The sequence below is a fragment of the Duganella alba genome (assembly GCF_009674495.1).
In the GTDB taxonomy this organism is placed as follows: Bacteria; Pseudomonadota; Gammaproteobacteria; order Burkholderiales; family Burkholderiaceae_D; genus Rugamonas; species Rugamonas alba.
In genome coordinates this window covers 21,920-38,830 of sequence record NZ_WKJN01000018.1, presented here as the reverse complement: position 1 = coordinate 38,830, position 16,911 = coordinate 21,920, and the positions used below count along the sequence as shown (strand labels likewise).

At 64.8% G+C, this 16,911-nt stretch carries 16 protein-coding genes; 9 read left to right on the top strand and 7 right to left on the bottom strand.

Going from position 1 to position 16,911, the window contains the following annotated elements; all coding sequences use genetic code 11:
- Window positions 1–2 precede the first annotated feature (2 nt).
- Window positions 3–917 carry an EamA family transporter gene (locus GJ695_RS17885; protein WP_154367077.1) on the bottom strand — a complete coding sequence of 305 codons (915 nt, stop codon included), beginning with the start codon at window positions 915–917 and terminating at the stop codon, window positions 3–5.
- A 9-nt stretch (window positions 918–926) separates the two neighbouring features.
- A complete protein-coding gene (locus GJ695_RS17880; RefSeq protein WP_154367075.1) occupies window positions 927–3,689 on the bottom strand; it encodes a TonB-dependent receptor in 2,763 nt (920 codons plus the stop codon).
- A gap of 235 nt (window positions 3,690–3,924) precedes the next feature.
- Between GJ695_RS17880 and GJ695_RS17875 the strand changes: the two genes are divergently transcribed.
- From GJ695_RS17875 to GJ695_RS17865, 3 genes are read left to right on the top strand one after another with little or no spacing between them, the layout of a single operon-like run.
- Window positions 3,925–4,719: a DeoR family transcriptional regulator gene (locus GJ695_RS17875; protein ID WP_503826180.1), complete on the top strand. Its 795-nt coding sequence runs from the start codon at window positions 3,925–3,927 to the stop codon at window positions 4,717–4,719.
- Between the two features lie 4 nt (window positions 4,720–4,723).
- A complete protein-coding gene (locus GJ695_RS17870; protein ID WP_166455273.1) occupies window positions 4,724–5,830 on the top strand; it encodes an N-acetylglucosamine-6-phosphate deacetylase in 1,107 nt (368 codons plus the stop codon).
- 11 nt (window positions 5,831–5,841) lie between these two features.
- Window positions 5,842–7,665 carry an MFS transporter gene (locus tag GJ695_RS17865; RefSeq protein ID WP_229260579.1) on the top strand — a complete coding sequence of 608 codons (1,824 nt, stop codon included), beginning with the start codon at window positions 5,842–5,844 and terminating at the stop codon, window positions 7,663–7,665.
- On the opposite strand, the gene GJ695_RS17860 is transcribed toward GJ695_RS17865, so the two are convergent.
- Window positions 7,662–8,450, bottom strand: coding sequence for an alpha/beta fold hydrolase (locus GJ695_RS17860; protein WP_229260104.1), 789 nt, complete (start codon window positions 8,448–8,450; stop codon window positions 7,662–7,664). The two genes, GJ695_RS17865 and GJ695_RS17860, sit on opposite strands and share 4 nt — an antisense overlap.
- A gap of 79 nt (window positions 8,451–8,529) precedes the next feature.
- On the opposite strand from GJ695_RS17860, the gene GJ695_RS17855 reads away from it, so the two are divergent.
- Both GJ695_RS17855 and GJ695_RS17850 read left to right on the top strand, forming a co-directional pair.
- On the top strand, window positions 8,530–9,834 hold the full coding sequence (locus GJ695_RS17855) for a M24 family metallopeptidase (protein WP_154367070.1): 1,305 nt from the start codon (window positions 8,530–8,532) through the stop codon (window positions 9,832–9,834).
- Between the two features lie 130 nt (window positions 9,835–9,964).
- Entirely contained in the window at window positions 9,965–10,453 is a 489-nt protein-coding gene (locus GJ695_RS17850) for a phasin family protein (protein WP_154367068.1), read from the top strand.
- Between the two features lie 39 nt (window positions 10,454–10,492).
- Here the strand turns inward: GJ695_RS17850 and GJ695_RS17845 are convergent, their stop codons facing one another.
- Both GJ695_RS17845 and GJ695_RS17840 read right to left on the bottom strand, forming a co-directional pair.
- Complete coding sequence (locus GJ695_RS17845) at window positions 10,493–11,488, bottom strand: SDR family oxidoreductase (RefSeq protein ID WP_154367066.1); 996 nt, start codon at window positions 11,486–11,488, stop codon at window positions 10,493–10,495.
- A 71-nt stretch (window positions 11,489–11,559) separates the two neighbouring features.
- Window positions 11,560–12,222, bottom strand: a complete 663-nt coding sequence (locus GJ695_RS17840; RefSeq protein WP_154367064.1) for a glutathione S-transferase family protein — start codon at window positions 12,220–12,222, stop codon at window positions 11,560–11,562.
- Window positions 12,223–12,370: 148 nt separating this feature from the next.
- Between GJ695_RS17840 and GJ695_RS17835 the strand changes: the two genes are divergently transcribed.
- From GJ695_RS17835 to GJ695_RS17820, 4 genes are read left to right on the top strand one after another with little or no spacing between them, the layout of a single operon-like run.
- Entirely contained in the window at window positions 12,371–13,162 is a 792-nt protein-coding gene (locus tag GJ695_RS17835) for a MipA/OmpV family protein (protein ID WP_154367062.1), read from the top strand.
- A gap of 42 nt (window positions 13,163–13,204) precedes the next feature.
- Window positions 13,205–14,083, top strand: a complete 879-nt coding sequence (locus GJ695_RS17830) for a CPBP family intramembrane glutamic endopeptidase (protein ID WP_154367060.1) — start codon at window positions 13,205–13,207, stop codon at window positions 14,081–14,083.
- Window positions 14,076–15,959 (top strand): AI-2E family transporter, encoded by a 1,884-nt coding sequence (locus GJ695_RS17825; RefSeq protein ID WP_371866554.1) that lies wholly within the window; start codon window positions 14,076–14,078, stop codon window positions 15,957–15,959. Before GJ695_RS17830 ends, GJ695_RS17825 begins: the two co-directional genes overlap by 8 nt.
- Before the next feature lie 14 nt (window positions 15,960–15,973).
- Window positions 15,974–16,243 carry an acylphosphatase gene (locus GJ695_RS17820; RefSeq protein WP_154367058.1) on the top strand — a complete coding sequence of 90 codons (270 nt, stop codon included), beginning with the start codon at window positions 15,974–15,976 and terminating at the stop codon, window positions 16,241–16,243.
- A 14-nt stretch (window positions 16,244–16,257) separates the two neighbouring features.
- Here GJ695_RS17820 and GJ695_RS17815 read toward each other — a convergent pair whose 3' ends face one another.
- Window positions 16,258–16,599 (bottom strand): YciI family protein, encoded by a 342-nt coding sequence (locus GJ695_RS17815; protein WP_154367057.1) that lies wholly within the window; start codon window positions 16,597–16,599, stop codon window positions 16,258–16,260.
- Complete coding sequence (locus tag GJ695_RS17810) at window positions 16,596–16,880, bottom strand: cupin domain-containing protein (RefSeq protein WP_154367055.1); 285 nt, start codon at window positions 16,878–16,880, stop codon at window positions 16,596–16,598. The genes GJ695_RS17815 and GJ695_RS17810 overlap by 4 nt, the downstream gene beginning before the upstream one ends.
- Between the last annotated feature and the right edge of the window lie 31 nt (window positions 16,881–16,911).

Below are 16,911 nucleotides of genomic sequence, written 5' to 3'. Positions count from 1 at the left end.
CGTCAGTTTCCTTGTGTTGGTTCGTCCGGTTGCAGCGCGAGGAACAGCGCCGCCGCCAGCGACAGGCCAATGCCGGCCAGCCGGTAACCGGTGGGCAGCGACGCCGCCAGCGCCATCGCGATGACCGTCGTCAGCAGCGGCGCGCCGGCATTCACCAGCGGCGACACCATCAGCGCCTTGCCGTGGCGGAAGGCGTACACCAGCGTCAGCGCGCCGACCGCGTTCAAGATCTGCGTGGCGGCGGCGAGCAGTGGCCCCGACGGGCCGTAGTTGATCGGCTGCGAAAAATCCGTCATCGCCAGCGCGACCGGAATAAACAGCAGCGCGCTGGCGGTCATGTAGAAGAAGATGCTCTCGGCGTCCATGCTGGCGTTGGCCAGCTTGATGAAGTAAGCCTGCAAACCCCAGGCCACCAATACACCCAGCGCCAGCACAAACCACAGGCCATACTGCTGCGGCGCGCCGCCCGGCGTGTAATCGAACAGCGGCAACGCGCACACCGCCAGCACGATGCCGGCCAGTCCCATCGCGCCGGTGCGCTCGCGCAGGAACAGGAACGACAGCGCGATGGTGATCACCGGCGACAGCGAAATCAGCGGGAAGATCAGATAGGTGGGTCCGGCCTTCACCGCGTAGAACAGAATCATCTGTCCGCCGGCGCCCAGCAGGCCGATGGTCAGGCCGTAGGCGATGGAGCGGCCGTCGCGCCGCACGCGCCAGCCCGCGCGCGCCAGCACGAACAGCGCCGGCGGCACCATGGTCAGCGCCCACACCACGTAAATCAGCGTTTCAGGAAAGCCATGCTCGCTTGGCAGCCCGGCAAACGCGCCCCACACGCCCCACAGCAGCGTGGTCGCCAGCGCATACGTGAGCCAGCCGGCGCGGCGCGCGGTGATTGGTATCGTCGTTGTGTTCATGTCCATCCGTTAGAATTTCACGCTCATGCCGGCCACGTAGGTGCGGCCCCAGGTTTCGAAGCCGTTCAGCGCATCGGCGCGGCCCAGGTTCGAGCGCATCACGGCGTCGCCCAGGTTTTTGCCTTCGACGAAGACGGTGACATGCGGCGTGATATCCCACGATGCCGATGCCGTCACCCAGGTCAGCGCATCCACTTTGCTTGGGAAGCCCGCCACCACGTGGGTGCTCTGCGTGTACTCGCCGGTGTAGTCGAACGAGATCGACGCATTGATGCCGTTCTTCTCGTACAGGAAGCCGATCGACGAGGCGGTAGGCGCCACACCTTCCAGCTGGCCGACGTATTCGCCGTTCTGGTAAGCCTTGGTGAAGGTCTTGGCGAATTTGGCGTTGAAGCCGAAGCCGTTGTCGAACAGGTGCTGCACGCCCAGTTCCACGCCGCGCACCTTGGCCTTGTCGCCATTGACCGGGTGCGTCACGGTGTACAGGTAGCCCGGCACGCCGATGTCCACATGCTCGTCGGTCTGGTAGGTGACGAAATTCTTGATCTGCTTGGCGAAAACGGCCGCCGTGATGGCCGACTTGGGACGGTAGTACCATTCCACCGACAGGTCCTGCTGCACCGCCTCGGTAGGCTTGAGCTTCGGATCGCCGACGATGTTCAGGATGTAGCTGCGATCCAGCGTCTGGTCGGTGCGGGTCGGCGCCAGTTTGTCCAGCGAAGGACGCGCCATCACCTTGGCGACAGCGCCGCGCACCACGAAATCGTCACGCGCCCACCAGCTGATGTTCGCCGACGGCAGCAGCTTGGTGTAGCTGCCGTCTTCCGACACCGGCACCGCCGGGCTGTAGGTCACGGTCGGGCTGCTGGTCGGGATGTTCGGCGTCGGATCGTCGATGGCCACGATCTGGTCGATCGCGCTGCGCGACGTGGTTTTGGTGCGCACCAGGCGCGCGCCGACATTGCCGTTCCAGTTCTCGCCCGCCAGTTCCAGCTGGCCGTACAGCGTGGCGGTTTTTTCCGTCACAGAATACGAATCGGTCGGCACGAACACCGGCTGCGTCTTGCTGACGTCGAAGGTGTCGCCGGTCGGATTGCCGTCGGAGTCCAGTATCGGCTTGCCATCCAGTTTTTTCAGCGCCGCCAGGTAGGCCGGCACGTCGAACTTGATAAAGCTGCCGGGGAAGCTGCCGCCGGCGTTGCGCATATAATTCGGCAGCGTCATCGGCGAGACCACGTTGGCGCCCAGCGAAGCGAAGGTGGTCGAATACATATCGCAGTACTGGCAGGCGCCGCCGCTCTTCTCGTTGCCGATCGAGTTGCGGTCCTTCTTGCGGTTGGTGGCGCTGGCGCCGAACTGCAAGGCTTCCACATGCCATGCGCCGCTCAGTACCAGACGGCCATCGAGCGAGGCGCCATCCACGGTGTCCTTGATGTCGGTGCCGGTCAGGCCGGTGAAGTGCACGCCGTAGTCATTGTTGCCCAGGCGGCCCGCCGCCAGTTCGGTGGCCAGGTCGCGGCCATCTTCCAGCGTCACGCGGATGTCCGGGAAGGCGCCGTTATTGGCCTTGTAGTAGCCGGTGTTATGGCCGGCGATACCCGCCACCACAAAGGTGTCCTTGCCGCCGGAGTTGCGCTTGGAGGTCGAGCGATACAGGTCGCCGGTCAGTTTCAGGTCGTTGGATGGCTTCCATTCGCCGCGCCAGCCGAACTGCATGGTGTCGACCACGCGATCGGTGGTCACATTCGACATCTCGGGAATCAGATCCTTTACCGTCATGCTGGTGATCAGGCGGTCCTTGACCACCACGTCGGACCAGCGGCCCGGCGCATTCTCGACATAATAGGATTGCTGGTAGCCGACTTGCGGCGAATCGAGGCGCGTGGCCAGGCCGTCGACCGTCATCTTGAAGGTCGGCGACACCTTCCATTCAAAGGCGCCGGACAGCGCGGCGCGCTTCTTCTCTTCGAACACGGAACCGAAGGAGATGCAGCATGGCGCCAGCAGATTGCTCTCGCCAGGCCCGATCACACCGTCGCCATTGACGTCGTAGCTGCCCGGCGCGTCCGGATTGTAGGTCTGGTAGCCCAGCGAGTCGGTACGCACCTTGCGCTTGGAGACCACCGCGCCAATCAGCACGCCCATGGTGTTGTTATTGAAGGTGTTGCTCACCACGCCCGACAGCTTGCCGCCATCCTTGCGCGACAGGTCGTTGTGGTCCGCTTCAAACCGCACCGAGGCGTGATAGCCGGGATTGTCCATCGGCCGCGCCGACCGCAGGTTGACCGAGCCGCCGATGCTGCCTTCCATCTGCGCCGCTTCGGCCGACTTCATCACGTCGGCGCCGCTGATTACTTCCGACGGCAGCACGTCGAAGGCGAAATCGCGGCCATCGCCGTCGGTCGCCAGGATGCGCTTGTTCAGGGTGACGATGTTGTAGCCGGACCCCAGGCCGCGCACATTGATGTACTGCCCTTCACCGCCACGGGTGCGCGACACCGAAATGCCGGAGATGTGGGTCAGCGAATCGGCGACGTTATCGTCGGGGAAGCGGCCCAGCTCCGTGGCCGAAATCGAATCCTGAATCACATCGGCGTTGCGCTTGAGTTCCAGCGACTTGGCCAGCGCGGCGCGCGCGCCGCTCACCACCACGACCGGCGGCGCATCCGCGGCCGGCGGCTCGGTCTGCGCAAACGCCGCGCCACATACCGCCATCTCCACCGCTGCCGCGATCAGGCTGCGCCGAAGTCCTTTTTCGATTCTGCTACCCATATCAAATCTCCCGTGTCTGTGCCTGGTGTTGTTTCACTGTTGTGACTTATGTATGGATAGTAATAAGCAAAGAAGGAAAACACAATAATCTTTCGAATTATTTGTTTTACCTGTTGTTTTTACGTTTTCTTTCGTTTTAGCATGAAATATCTTTGTTTTACATTGAAACGAAAGATATTTGTGGTGTGACTTTCCTATGATGGATGGCAGGTGGGCCGCGATCTGGTAAGCTGCCATTTTTGACAAATCAACAGCACAACACATGCGACATACCGGTCAACGCCGCGCCATGATTTTGCAAGCGCTCACCCAGCACGGTTCGGTGCAGGTCAACGAACTGGTGGAGCAACTGGGCGTCTCGGCAGTGACGATCCGCAGCGACCTCAGCGTGCTGGAATCGCAGGGTCTGGCCACGCGCAGCCACGGCGGCGCCACGCTAGCCCGCACGCCGCCGCCAGAACAGACGGTGCCGCAGAAGGACGCCATCAACCACGAGCAGAAGGAACGCATCGGCGCCTGTGCTGCGCGGCTGGTGCAACCGGGCGACAACATCATCATCGACTCCGGCACCACCACCATTTCGCTGGCGCGCCATCTGCGCGAGGCGCAGAACATCACGGTGATGACCAACGGCCTGAATATCGCCTGGGAGCTGGCCGAGGCGCCGGGCGTGGACCTGATCCTCACCGGCGGCCTGCTGCGCAAGCAGTCGCTGTCGATCCAGGGCACGCAGGCCGAAGCCTGTTTGCAGGCCTACAGCTTCGACAAGCTGTTCCTCGGCGTCGACGGTTTCGACCTGCAGTTCGGCGTTACCACCCACCACGAGGCGGAGGCCAGCCTGAATCACAAGATGGTGGAACGGGCCAAGAAGATCATCGTGCTGGCCGACGCCTCCAAGTTCGGCCGCGTGAGCCTGCACCGCATCGTGCAGCTGGACCGCGTGCATACAGTGATTACCGACGCCTCCGTCAGCGACGAATACCGCGAAGGCCTGCTGCAGGCAGGCATCGAACTGGTGATTGCGGAGTGACGCCGTGCTGAGTGGACGTATTCTTACCCCTGAAGGCTGGATCACCGGCAGCATCGCTTTCGATTCCGACAGCGGCCGCATCCTGCACATCCGCGAGGACCACGGCGTGGACGCGACGCTGACCATCCTGCCCGGCTTTATCGACCTGCACGTGCATGGCGCGGCCGGCGTGGACATCATGCAGGGCGGCGACGCCGGCGCCACGGTGGCGCGCGCGCATGCGAAGCACGGCACCACCGCCATGCTGGGCACCACCATGACCGCCACCGACAATTCCATCCGCCGCGCGCTGCGCGGCCTGGCGCCGGTGATCGCCGAACGGCCGGCAGGCGGCGCGCGCATGCTGGGGGTGCACCTGGAAGGCCCGTTCCTCAGCATCCACCGCCTCGGCGCGCAACCTGCGGATGCGATCGCGGTCGGCAGCATGGACCTGGTACGCAGCTATCACGAACTGGCGCCGATCCGCGCGATGACCCTGGCCACCGAGGTGGCCGACCATCTGGCCCTGATCCCGCAACTGAATGAACTGGGCATCCGCGTGCAGATCGGCCATAGCAACGGCACTTATGAAGACGGCGTGGCCGCGCTGGAAGCCGGTGCGGCGGGCTTTACGCATCTGTTCAACGGCATGACGGGGCTGAACCACTACAAGCCCGGCATCGTTGGCGCGGCGCTGGCGCATGCGGAGTACGCGGAGATCATTCCCGATCTTCAGCACGTGGCGCCGGGAGCGATCCGCGCCGCGCTGCGGGCGATTCCGCGCCTGTACGGCGTGACCGACGCCACCTCGGCCACCGGCATGCCGGACGGCGAGTATGGCCTTGGCAGCCAGCGTGTGTACAAATGCCTGGGTTGCGTGCGGCTGGCGACCGGTTCCCTGGCTGGCAGCGTGCTGACCATGGATCAGGCCTTGCGCAATTTCGTCGGCCTCGGGCTGGAGCTGGCCGATGCATCGCATCGGCTGTCGCTCTACCCTGCCGATTATCTGGGCGAGACCGAACGCGGTCGCCTGGCGCCGGGCGGCTGGGCCGACATCGTAGTATTGAATGCGGACTTACAACCGGTGGCCGTCTTCGTTGAAGGCGAAGCCATCGATCTATCCACCAACTAGCCGGAGACCCGATGCAAGCTCGCGCCATGGGATTTTTGTTGTTCATTGCAGGGATGGGTGGGCTGTTATATGGCATCGACGTCGGCATCATTGCCGGCGCGCTGCCGTATCTGGAATCCACGGCGTCGGTGGCGTGGCGATTGAGTGCGCAGCAGTTGAGTTTTATCGTGGCGGCGGTGTTGCTCGGGTCCGTGCTGTCATCGCTGTTTGCGGGCGCGTTGGCGGACTGGATCGGCCGGCGCCTGGCGATGGTGCTGTCCGGCGTGCTGTTCACGTTGAGCATTCCGCTGATTGCGCTGGCGGATGGTTATGTGCCGCTGCTGCTCGGGCGCTTGCTGCAAGGCGTCAGCGGCGGTTTGATTGGCGTGGTGGTGCCGCTGTATCTGGCGGAGTGCCTGCATGCGCGCCAGCGTGGACGAGGTGCGGCGCTGTTTCAGCTGCTGCTGACGGTCGGGCTGGTGGCGGCGGCGCTGATTGGCTTGATGCAGGCGAATTCGGTGGAAGGCGCGACGGCGGCTGCGCAGCATCTGGACGAAGCGGCGCGCGCGGCGGCGGTGTTTGCGGCCAAGGATCATGCGTGGCGCAGCATCTTCTGGTGGTGTCTGACGCCGGGGATCGTCTTCAGCGCGGGCGCGCTGCTGCTGGCCGAATCGCCGCGCTGGCTGGCGCGCCGTGGACGCATCGAGGAAGCGCGCACCGCGCTGCTGCGCACCCGCCCCGCCGATGAGGCGGAGGCCGAGCTGCGCGAGATCCGGCAGGCCCTGGCCTCGCCCGATGCGCCGGCCGCGCCGACGCCAGCCGACACATCGTCCGCCGCTGAGCCCGGCGCCACCGGCCGCGCGGCTGACGGCCCGCTGCTGAGCCGCCGCTATGTGCTGCCCTTTCTGCTGGCCTGCCTGATCCTGGCGCTGAACCAGGCCACCGGCATCAACTCCGTGCTGGCCTACGTGGTGAATATCCTGAACCAGGCCGGCCTGTCCGGCGCCACCGCCAACAGCGCCGACGTAGCGCTAAAGGTGCTGAACGCGCTGATGACCATCGTCGCCGTGGTGCTGGTGGACCGCAAGGGCCGCAAGTTCCTGCTGATGCTGGGCACCGCCGGCATCGTCATCGCCCTGCTGGCGGCCGGCCTGCTGTTCCGCAGCGTCGAAGGCGAACAACGCGACGTGCGTCCGATGCTGCAAGCACGCATGCAATCCGACAGCCTGGCGCTGCGCCTCGACGCCGAAACGCTGCAATCATTTGGCGCGGCGGCCGGCCCGGGCGGCGCGCCGGTACAACTGACCGTGGCCTACTCCTACGGCCCGTTCACCAACGTGCAAAGCCGCCGCAGCGACGATCCGGCCCTGCCGGTGCTGCGCATGAACCGCGAAGACACGGTGCAGGCCGACAGCGTGATCGGCGTATTCTTCCGCAAGCTGCATCTGAATCCCTTCGCCGATCCGGCCGAAGGCATGAACGCGCCGCTGCACATCGAGCGCGCCGACATGGCGGCGGTGCCGTCGTCCGCGCATGGCTGGCAGGTGATGCTGGCGATGTGCATGTTCGTGGCCAGCTTCGCCGTCGGTCCCGGCGTGTGCGTGTGGCTGGCGCTGTCGGAGCTGATGCCGACCCGCATCCGCTCCAACGGCATGAGCATCGCGCTGCTGATCAACCAGTTCGTGTCGACCATGATCGCCGCCGTGTTCCTGCCCACCGTGGGGCAGTACGGTTATGCGACCATGTTCTTCTACGGCGCCGGCTGCACGCTGCTGTACTTCCTGACGGCCGCCTTCCTGCTGCCCGAAACCAAGGGCAAGACGCTGGAAGAAATCGAGGCGCACTTCTCCCGTTAAGCCGGCGACAGGCACTGCTCCAGCGTCAGCTCCAGCAGCGGGAAGTGGCCCGTCTCCACCTTGAAAAAGGCGGCCTGCGGGAAGATCGCTTCCCACACGGTGCGATCCTGTTCGGCGTCGATCATCGGATCGTAGGCGCCAAACAGCACCGACACCGGGCCGGTGAACGGGCTTTGCACCGGCGTGTGGTCCAGCGCCGAGAAATCGTCCGAGGTGGCGACCGAAGTCGGGCCGTCGAAGGCGCCAGGCTGCTGGATCAGCTCCGAGAACGAGCGCGCCGCGTCCGGACCGGCGTTCGGGCCGAAGTACAGCTCCGTCACATCCGGCAGCAGCGACAGCGCGCCGAACACGTCCCAGAAACGCGGCCGGCCCGGATCATCCTCATACATCGCCAGCGCGGTGGCCAGCTTGCCGGCGTGCTGGTGGTCGGTGTGCACGCGGAAGGCGCGGCGCGCCAGGCGCAGCGCGGCCTGCTCGGGATTGAAGGTAGGCCCCAGCAGCACGATGTCCTTGATCAGCTCCGGCGCCTGGCGCGCCAGATGCACCGCCAGGTGGGCGCCGAAAGAACTGGCCATCACCGTCAGCGGCTGGCCGGCTTCGGCCGCCACGCGACGGAATTCCGTCAATGTGGCTTCCAGCAGGTCCAGATAGGGACGCGCCGCGCACGGTTTGGCCAGCGGCTGGTGCCACCAGTGAACGTGCGTCGCGTCCGGAAAGCGGGCGCGCTCAAACACCGGACCAAGCGCCGGACCGCCGTGCAGATAAAAAACCGAAGGTGCTGCCATGTTCTCTCCTTTGCGTATGCAACGAGCATTATAAATATTGTTGATTGACATTGGTAAAAAGCCGTATCACCATCGACCAATGAAAAAATTCCTGCTTGCCTTCTCCCTGCTGCTGGCCGCAGCCACTCAGGCCGAGGTGCTGCCGCTGCGCGCGCAGGCCACCGTCGTCAACGAACTGCTGGCCGAGCGTTTCGACACGGTGCTGCCGGCCGCCATGGCGCAAACCGGCATCGATATGTGGGTGGTGGTGTCGCGCGAGTATAACGAAGATCCGGTGCTGAAAACCATGCTGCCGGCGGAATGGCTGAACGCCCGCCGCCGCACCATCCTGGTGTTCTACCGCGACGGCGCCAGCGGCAAGGTGGAACGGCTGGCGGTGGCGCGCTACAACGTCGGCAACAGCATCAAGGCCGCCTGGGACATGAAGAAGTTCCCCAACCAGTGGGACGCGCTGGTCGACATCATCAAGACGCGCAATCCGAACAGGATCGGCCTGAACACCTCGGCCCACTTCGGCCATGCCGACGGCATCGACCACACCGAGTACAGCGAGCTGCTGGCGGCGCTGCCGGCGGCATTCAAGCCGCGCGTGGTGTCGGCCGAGCCGCTGGCGGTGCGCTGGCTGGAAACGCGCACCGAGCGCGAAATGCAGATCTACCCGCAGCTGATCAGCGCCACGCACAAGATTATCGAGGAAGGCTTTTCCGAACGCGTGATCACGCCCGGCATCACCACCAGCGAGGACGTGGTGTGGTGGTTCCGCCAGAAGATCCGTGACCTGGGCTATGACACCTGGTTCCACCCGTCGGTGGAGATCCAGCGCCAGGACACGCAGCGCGCCAATCCGGACGTGATCACGCCCGGCGATCTGCTGCACGTCGACATCGGCATCACCTATCTGCGCCTGAACACCGACATCCAGCAGCACGCCTATGTGCTGAAGCCCGGCGAGACCGCCGCGCCGGCCGCGCTGGCCCAGGCTTTCGTCCGCGCCAACCGCGTGCAGGACATCCTGCTGTCCCACTTCAAGGAAGGCCGCAGCGGCAATGCGGTGCTGGCGGCCTCGCTACAACAGGCCAGGGCCGAAGGCTTGCAGCCGACCATCTACACCCATCCGATCGGCTACCACGGCCACGCGGCCGGGCCGGCGATCGGCATGTGGGACGCGCAAGGCGGCGTGCCGGGCAGCGGCGACGACATGCTGCGTCCGCGCACCGCCTACTCGATCGAGCTGAACGCGGCCAGCGATTTGCCGGGCTGGCGCGAGCCGGTGCGCATGATGCTGGAGGAGGATGCCTACTTCGATGCAAGTGGCGTGCGCTACATCAACGGACGGCAGCGCCAGCTGCTGCTCCTGCCACGGCCTTCATTATCTGTTGAGTAAGGAAAACAAATAGTTCCAGCAAGCTCTGGAGTGCCACAAAGCGGCGACATTTGCGATCATATTGCAGCGGACGCCAGGCCAAAACGTCCGCTTCCCCCGCTTTGGCCACTACCTCACCAGGAGCAATCCCATGAACTCGTTTGTTGAAACGCTGACCCCGGCAGCCCGCAAGCATGCGGAAGCCCGTATCGATTATTACGCCGACCTGAACCAGGCGGTACTGCGCTCGCTGCGCCAGCTGGCCGACGTGAACGTGCAGTTTGGCCGCGAATGGCTGGAGGAATCGTCGGCAGTGCTGCAACGCGCGGTGCAGACGCCGCTGAACGAGCGCGGCGCGGACAATTCGTCGCTGCAGGCCGGCGCGCTGCTGCAGAAACTGCAGAGTTACCAGCAACAACTGGCGCAGGTGGCGACCGAGTTCCAGGCCGAGCTGAAGAGCGTGGCCGAGCAGCATGTGCCGGAGGCGGCGCGCACCGTCAGCGAACTGGCCGATGCTGGCCGGCAGGCGGCGCGCAAGCAGGTCGACGAGGCCAGCCGCTTTGCCAACGTCGCGGCGCAAAACCAGGCCTTCCCGCAAGCCGCCTCGGTGCAGAGCGCCAACGAGGGCAACAAAAACTAAACCCCGTCGTTCCCGCGCAGGCGGGAATGACGGGGTTCGTTATGGTCCGCCGTGGCCGCCAACGGCGGCATACACCTGTCCGGTGGCGTAGCTGGATTCGTTCGACGCCAGCAGCACATACACACCAGCCAGCTCGGCCGGCTGCCCCGGCCGCTTCAACGGCGTATCCGCGCCGAACTGCGGCAGCTTGTCCGCAGGCTGCCCGCCCGTCACCTGCAACGGCGTCCAGAACGGCCCCGGCGCCACCGCGTTCACCCGGATTCCCTTGGACGCCAGCTGCTTGGCCAGCCCTTTGGTAAAGATTATGATCGCGCCCTTGGTGGCGGCATAATCGATAATATTCTCGCCCGGATCGTAGGCATTCACCGAAGCGGTATTGATGATGGTCGATCCGGGCTTGAGCAAAGGCACGGCCGCCTTGGTGATCCAGAACATTGCATACACATTGGTCTTGAAGGTCTCGTCGAAATCGGCGGTAGTCATATCCAGGATCGAATCGCGCGAAAACTGGCGCGCGGCGTTGTTGACCAGAATGTCCAGACCGCCCAGCTGGCGCGCGGCGTCCGCCACCAGTTTCTTGCAGAACGCCTCATCCTTGATATCGCCCGGAATCGCCACCGCCTTACGGCCCTCGGCGCGGATCAACGCCACCACCTCGCGCGCATCGGCTTCCTCGGCCGGCAGATAGTTGATCGCCACATCGGCGCCCTCGCGCGCGAAGGCGATGGCGGCGGCGCGGCCGATGCCGGAATCGCCGCCTGTCAGCAGCGCCTTGCGGCCCTTCAGGCGGCCGGAACCTTTGTAGCTGGTTTCGCCGTGGTCCGGGCGCGGATTCATCTTGCTGGCCAAGCCCGGCCAGGGTTGCTGCTGCTTGGGGAACGGCGGCGCCGGATAGGCGTCGAGCGGATTTTTGGGCGGCACGTCTGCGCCAGCCGCTGCGCTGCCCTGCGCGCCAGCCGGGCCCACCGCGGCGCCCAGAAGGCCGGTGGCGGCTGCGCCGACCAGCGCCCGGCGCGAGGAATTGGGATTATCCATGGCATGTCCTTTCTTGATGGGGAAAGGACATGATTCACGGATTCGCCGCACGCTACCGTGCGGCACTGCGCTTACAGAAAGCGCTCGGGTATCTCCTGGGCAAACGGATACAGCGAGAAATACGGCTTGGACTCGTCCAGCACCTGCTTGACCGATGGCCGCGCCACCAGCCGCTCGAAGTAGCTTTGCAGGTGGTGGTATTCCTCGGGGAACGGCAGTAGCGTGCAGGCATAGAACAGCGCCGGCGCCGCCGCGCAATCGGCCAGGCTGAACGCTTCGCCGCACAGCCAGCTGCGCGTGGCCATGCGCTTCTCGATCATCTTGTAGGCCGTCTTGAGCTTGGTGCGCTCCTTGGTCTGGTCGCAGCTCAGGCCCGTCAGATGCGCGCTGACGATGGTTTGCACCGGTCCCTGCACGTAGTTGTCGAAGAAGCGGTCCCACAGGCGCACGTCCAGCGCATCGTCCCAGTCGGCCGGTATCATCAGCTGGGCGCCGGGATAGTGGCGGTCCAGGTATTCGATGATGATCGAGGTTTCCGGCACGTCGCGGTGCTGGGCGTTATCGCGCAGCACGGGGAATTTGCACAGCGGCCAGATCGCCTCCAGCTCGGCGCGGTCGGCTTCCTCGCCCAGGTTGATGATGCGCTTCTCAAAGTCGGTGCCGTTTTCATACAGGGCAATCAGCACCTTGTGACAGAACGAGGCCAGCGGGTGGTAGTACAGGGTCAGGGACATAGTCGGCTCCAAAGTGCGTCTCGCGATACCAAAGATTCCAGCAGATGATACTTCAGCTACGCCGATAGCGGCGGGACGTATTTGCTGGGAAACTTCCGCCCGTCTGCGCCGGCCCCTCGCGCCGGCGGACCACTGAACGGGAATCCTCATGCGCCACGCCCTTGCCTTATCCCTCCTTGCCTTATGCGCTTTCAGCAGCAAAAGCTTTGCCGAAGACGCCGCAGCCGCAGCCGCAGCCGCCGGCGACAGTTTCTCGGCCGGTGTCGGCCTGGCCTATGTGCCGGAATACGCCGGCAGCGACAAGCGCCACGTGGTGGCCCTGCCCTTCCTCGAGCGCACCTACAGCAACGGCATCTTCCTCAGCACCCAGCGCGGCATCGGCTACCAGGCCAGGGTCGGCGATTTCACACTAAGCGCGGCGCTGGGCTACGATGGCGGCCGCGAGGACCACAAGAAGAACTACTTCTCCGGCTCGGATGACCTCAAGGGCATGGGCAACATCAACGGCTCGGCGCAGGCGGTGTTAAGCGTCGGCTACCAGGTCGGCACGGTCGGCCTGAGCCTGACCACCAAGCAGAACATCAACCATCGCGAATACGGCTCCACCTACATCTTCGGCGCCAACGTGCCGCTGTATACCAGCGCCACCGACCAGGTCGGCTTTGGCGCCTCGGTAGTTTACGGCGACAACAAGCATATGCAGACGTACTTCGGCGTCACCGCCGCGCAAAGCGCCGCGTCCGGCTACCGGCAATATACGGCCAAGGGCGGCGTCGAGAGCATCACCGGCGGCTTCCATTGGAACCATGTGCTGGACGCCAACTGGTCGGTGCGCAGCGGCGTCGGCATCACCCGCCTGACCTCGGACGCGGCCGACAGCCCGCTGACCAGGCGCACCGTGACGCCGACGGTGATGACGGCGCTGATCTACAGGTTCTAAGCTGCCATGGAGTATCATTGCTGAAAACGAATCGTTGAATCAATGACACTCCAATTCCCCGCATTTCTCCTGTTGGCGCTGGCCCTGGCTACGGTCTGGGCGCCGCCGTTATCGATCGGCAGGCGCCCTGCTCCGCTGTGGCTGCTGTTCTTTGTCATGGCCATGGCCTGGGGCCTGGTCGGCGGCGTGCTGGACCCGGTGGCGATCAGCGCGCTGCTGGTGCTGACCGGCGCCGCCTGGGCCAGCACCAGCGCGCCACGCGGCTGGCTGCGCCTGGTCTATGGTGTGCTGACGGTTGTGCTGGCCTTGGCGCTGGCCATGCACAAGCTGCCCGGCTTTAATAATCCGATGCTGCTGGACCACGTGCTGCTGTCGACGGGCGCGCTGCCGTTCACGCTGTACGCGAATTTCGACAAGGGCGCGGTCGGACTGATCCTGCTGGCCCTGCTGTGCAGGCGCGTGACGTCCTGGGCTGAACTGGGCGCGGTGCTGCGCCGGACCCTGCCGATCCTGACGCTGACGGTGGCGGCCACCCTGGGCTTCGCGCTGATGGCCGGCGTAGTCGGCGTCGACGTCAAGCTGCCCCGGCCAACGCTGACCTTTGTGGCGGTCAACCTGCTGTTCACGGTGATTGCGGAGGAAGCTTTCTTCCGCGGCCTGCTGCAAGCCTGCCTGGCGGATGCGCTGAACCGCTTCCGCTGGGGACCGTGGCTGGCGGTGGCCGTGTCGGCGCTGCTGTTTGGCGCGGCTCACCTTGGCGGCGGCGTGCGATATGGCATACTCGCTGCCATCGCAGGTCTCGGCTACGCTTGGGCTTACCACCGCACGCAACGCATCGAGGCCGCCATACTGGTCCACATCACGCTCAACGTGGTGCACTTTATCTGCTTTACTTATCCGGCTAGGATTGACGGTGTCTGATTCCCTTACCTCCCGTAGTTTGCCGAACGCCGTGGCCGGCCTGGTCGGCACCGCCACCGTGCTGGCCCTGCTCTATTTCGGCCGCGACGTGCTGATTCCCATTACGCTGGCCTTCATCTTCAGTTTCCTGATCGCGCCGTTCGTGCGGGCGCTGCGGCATCTCGGACTGGGCCAGACCACATCGGTCTGCACCGGCGTGCTGGTGGTGACGGTGACGCTGCTGGCAATTGGCGCGGTGATCGTGCAGCAGGTGGGCGTGATGGGCGCCAGCCTGCCGCAGTACCAGGACACCATCGCCAGCAAGATCGAGACACTCGACGAACTGACGCGCGGCACGCTGGGCAGCCTGGGCGGTCCGGCGGGCCAGTTGATCGATCATCTCACCGGCGAGAACGCCGACGGTCCGGCGCCGGTGCTGCAAGCGGACGGCAGCGCCAAGACGCCGGTGCTGGTGGAAATCCACGAGCCGGCGCTGAAGCCGTTCCAATTGCTGGGCAAGGTGGCGGCGTCGGTATGGCCGCCGCTGGAAACCGCCGGCATCGTGTTCGTGGTGCTGATCTTCGTACTATTGGAACATGAATCGCTGCGCGACCGCTTCATCCGCCTGGCCGGCGGCGGCGATTTGCGCGCCACCACGATTGCCGTCAACGACGCCGGCGAGCGCCTGTCGCGTTTCTTCATTTCGCAGTTCCTGGTGAACCTGGCGACCGGGCTGGCGATCTGGCTGGGCCTGAGCCTGCTGGGTCTCGGTCAGGCGCTGTTGTGGGGCACCATGACGGCGGTGCTGCGCTTCATCCCTTACGTGGGCGTGTGGATGGCGGCTTTCTGCGCCACGCTGCTGGCGGCGGCCATCGATCCGGGCTGGTCCACGGCGCTGATGACCCTCGGCCTGTTCCTGGCGGTGGAAATCATCGTCGCCCAGACCATCGAGCCCAAGCTGTACGGCCACACCACCGGCCTGTCGCCGTTGTCGGTGGTGGTGTCGGCGATCTTCTGGAGCTGGATCTGGGGACCGGTCGGCCTGGTGCTGTCGACGCCGCTGACCCTGTGCCTGGTGGTGGCGGGCCGCTACATCCGCGCGCTGAAGGTGCTGGAGATCATGTTCGGCGAGCTGCCGGCGCTGACCATGCCGCAGAATTTCTACCAGCGCGCGCTATCGGGCGACGCGCATGAAATCGTCACCAGCGCCAAGCGCTACATGCAGCACAAGTCGCTGGCCGAATATTGCGATGGCGTGCTGCTGCCGGCGCTGCACCTGGCCAGTTTCGATTTCAAGGATGGGTCGATCACGCCGCAGGAAGAGGAAAAAGTCTCCAACTCGGTCATCGCCGTGATCGAAGCGTTGAGCGGCAGCGTCAAGTGGTGGAGGAAGCGCAAGCGCAATACCGTGCTGAAGCGCGGCGGCATCGGCCGCGAACTGCGCGAACAGCGGATCTCCGCCAGCGGCGAGTGGCAGGGATCGTTCGATGTGCCGGCCGGCAGCGTGGTGCTGAGCATCGGCCTGGGTTCTTCCTATGCCGAGCTGGCGACGGAGATCCTGGTGCGCATCCTGCGCGAGCAAAAGATCGACGCCCGCAGCCGCAATCTTGACGAATTGGACCAGCCGGCACCGCCGGGCGCCTCGCCGGAACTGGTCTCGATCGTCGTGCTGGTCAGCGTCGATCCGCTCAACGACTGCGAGCAGATGACCACCATGCTGGCGGCGCTGCACGAGCGCCTGCCGCACGCCAAGCATTTCGCCCTGCTGCTGCCTAGCCCATTCGAAAATCCCGATCTGAAAACCTGCGTCTTCCCCAACGCCGATCACGTCTCACGTTCGTATGACGATGTCTTGCACAGCTGCCAGTTGGCGATGAAGGGACGCAGTACTTTATAAAAGGGCTAGATGACATGGCTAAACGTTTGGTGATTACTGGCTTGGTGCAAGGCGTGGGGTATCGCGCTGCGTTTAGGCGGCAGGCGGAGGCGCTTGGCTTGCGCGGCTGGGTGCGCAATCGGCGCGATGGTTCGGTGGAGGCCGAGGTGGATGGCGATGCGGCGGCGGTCGAGGCGATCATTGTCTGGGCGCGCAAGGGACCGCCGGCTTCGCGCATCGATGGCGTTGCGGTTGAGGAAGCGGAGTCCAGCGCCGACTCCTTCAGCGTTCTGCCGACTGTTTGATCGGCCCGGTGCGGTCAGGATTGCGGATCGAACTGGAAGACGCGCAGTTCCTGTGCGCAGCGGCAGGCTTGCGCCATGCGCGCGGCCCAGGCGACGGCTTCCTCGCGCGATGGCAGTTCCAGCACGGTGAAGCCACCGTTGAGCGTCGGCGCCCATGGATAGCCGCCTTCGGTGACCGTGCCGTCGGCCGCAACCAGCGCCGGGGGCACGCTTTCGTTGATGCCGCCGGCAAACACATAGACGCCGGCGGCCTTGGCCGCCTCGACCACGGCGTGCGCCGCGCGGCCCACCTCCTCCAGTTCGCCATCAGGAACGTCCATCGCCGCGCTGGGGAAAGAGATCAGGTATTTGCTCATGACGCGCCTCCTTTTAATACGGGCTGGATGCCGGCTGCCCGGACGGTCTCGGTCGCGCCTTCGATTACCGTGATTTCGCCGGCCAGGACGTAGACCATCTCGTCTTCCGCGCTGTGCCAGTGCTTGATGGACGATCTGCTGCCCGGCTGAAGCACTTCAATGAACGCGCCAAACTGCGTCAGTTCACCAGCCTCGCTGATCCACAGAGTCTGGTTCGGTTCGGCGGAACCTTGGACCGGACTGACCTCGGTGACTAGCTGATCAGGAGTAAAAACGGGCATGGTTGGCGCTCCGTGACGATGGATGGCTAAT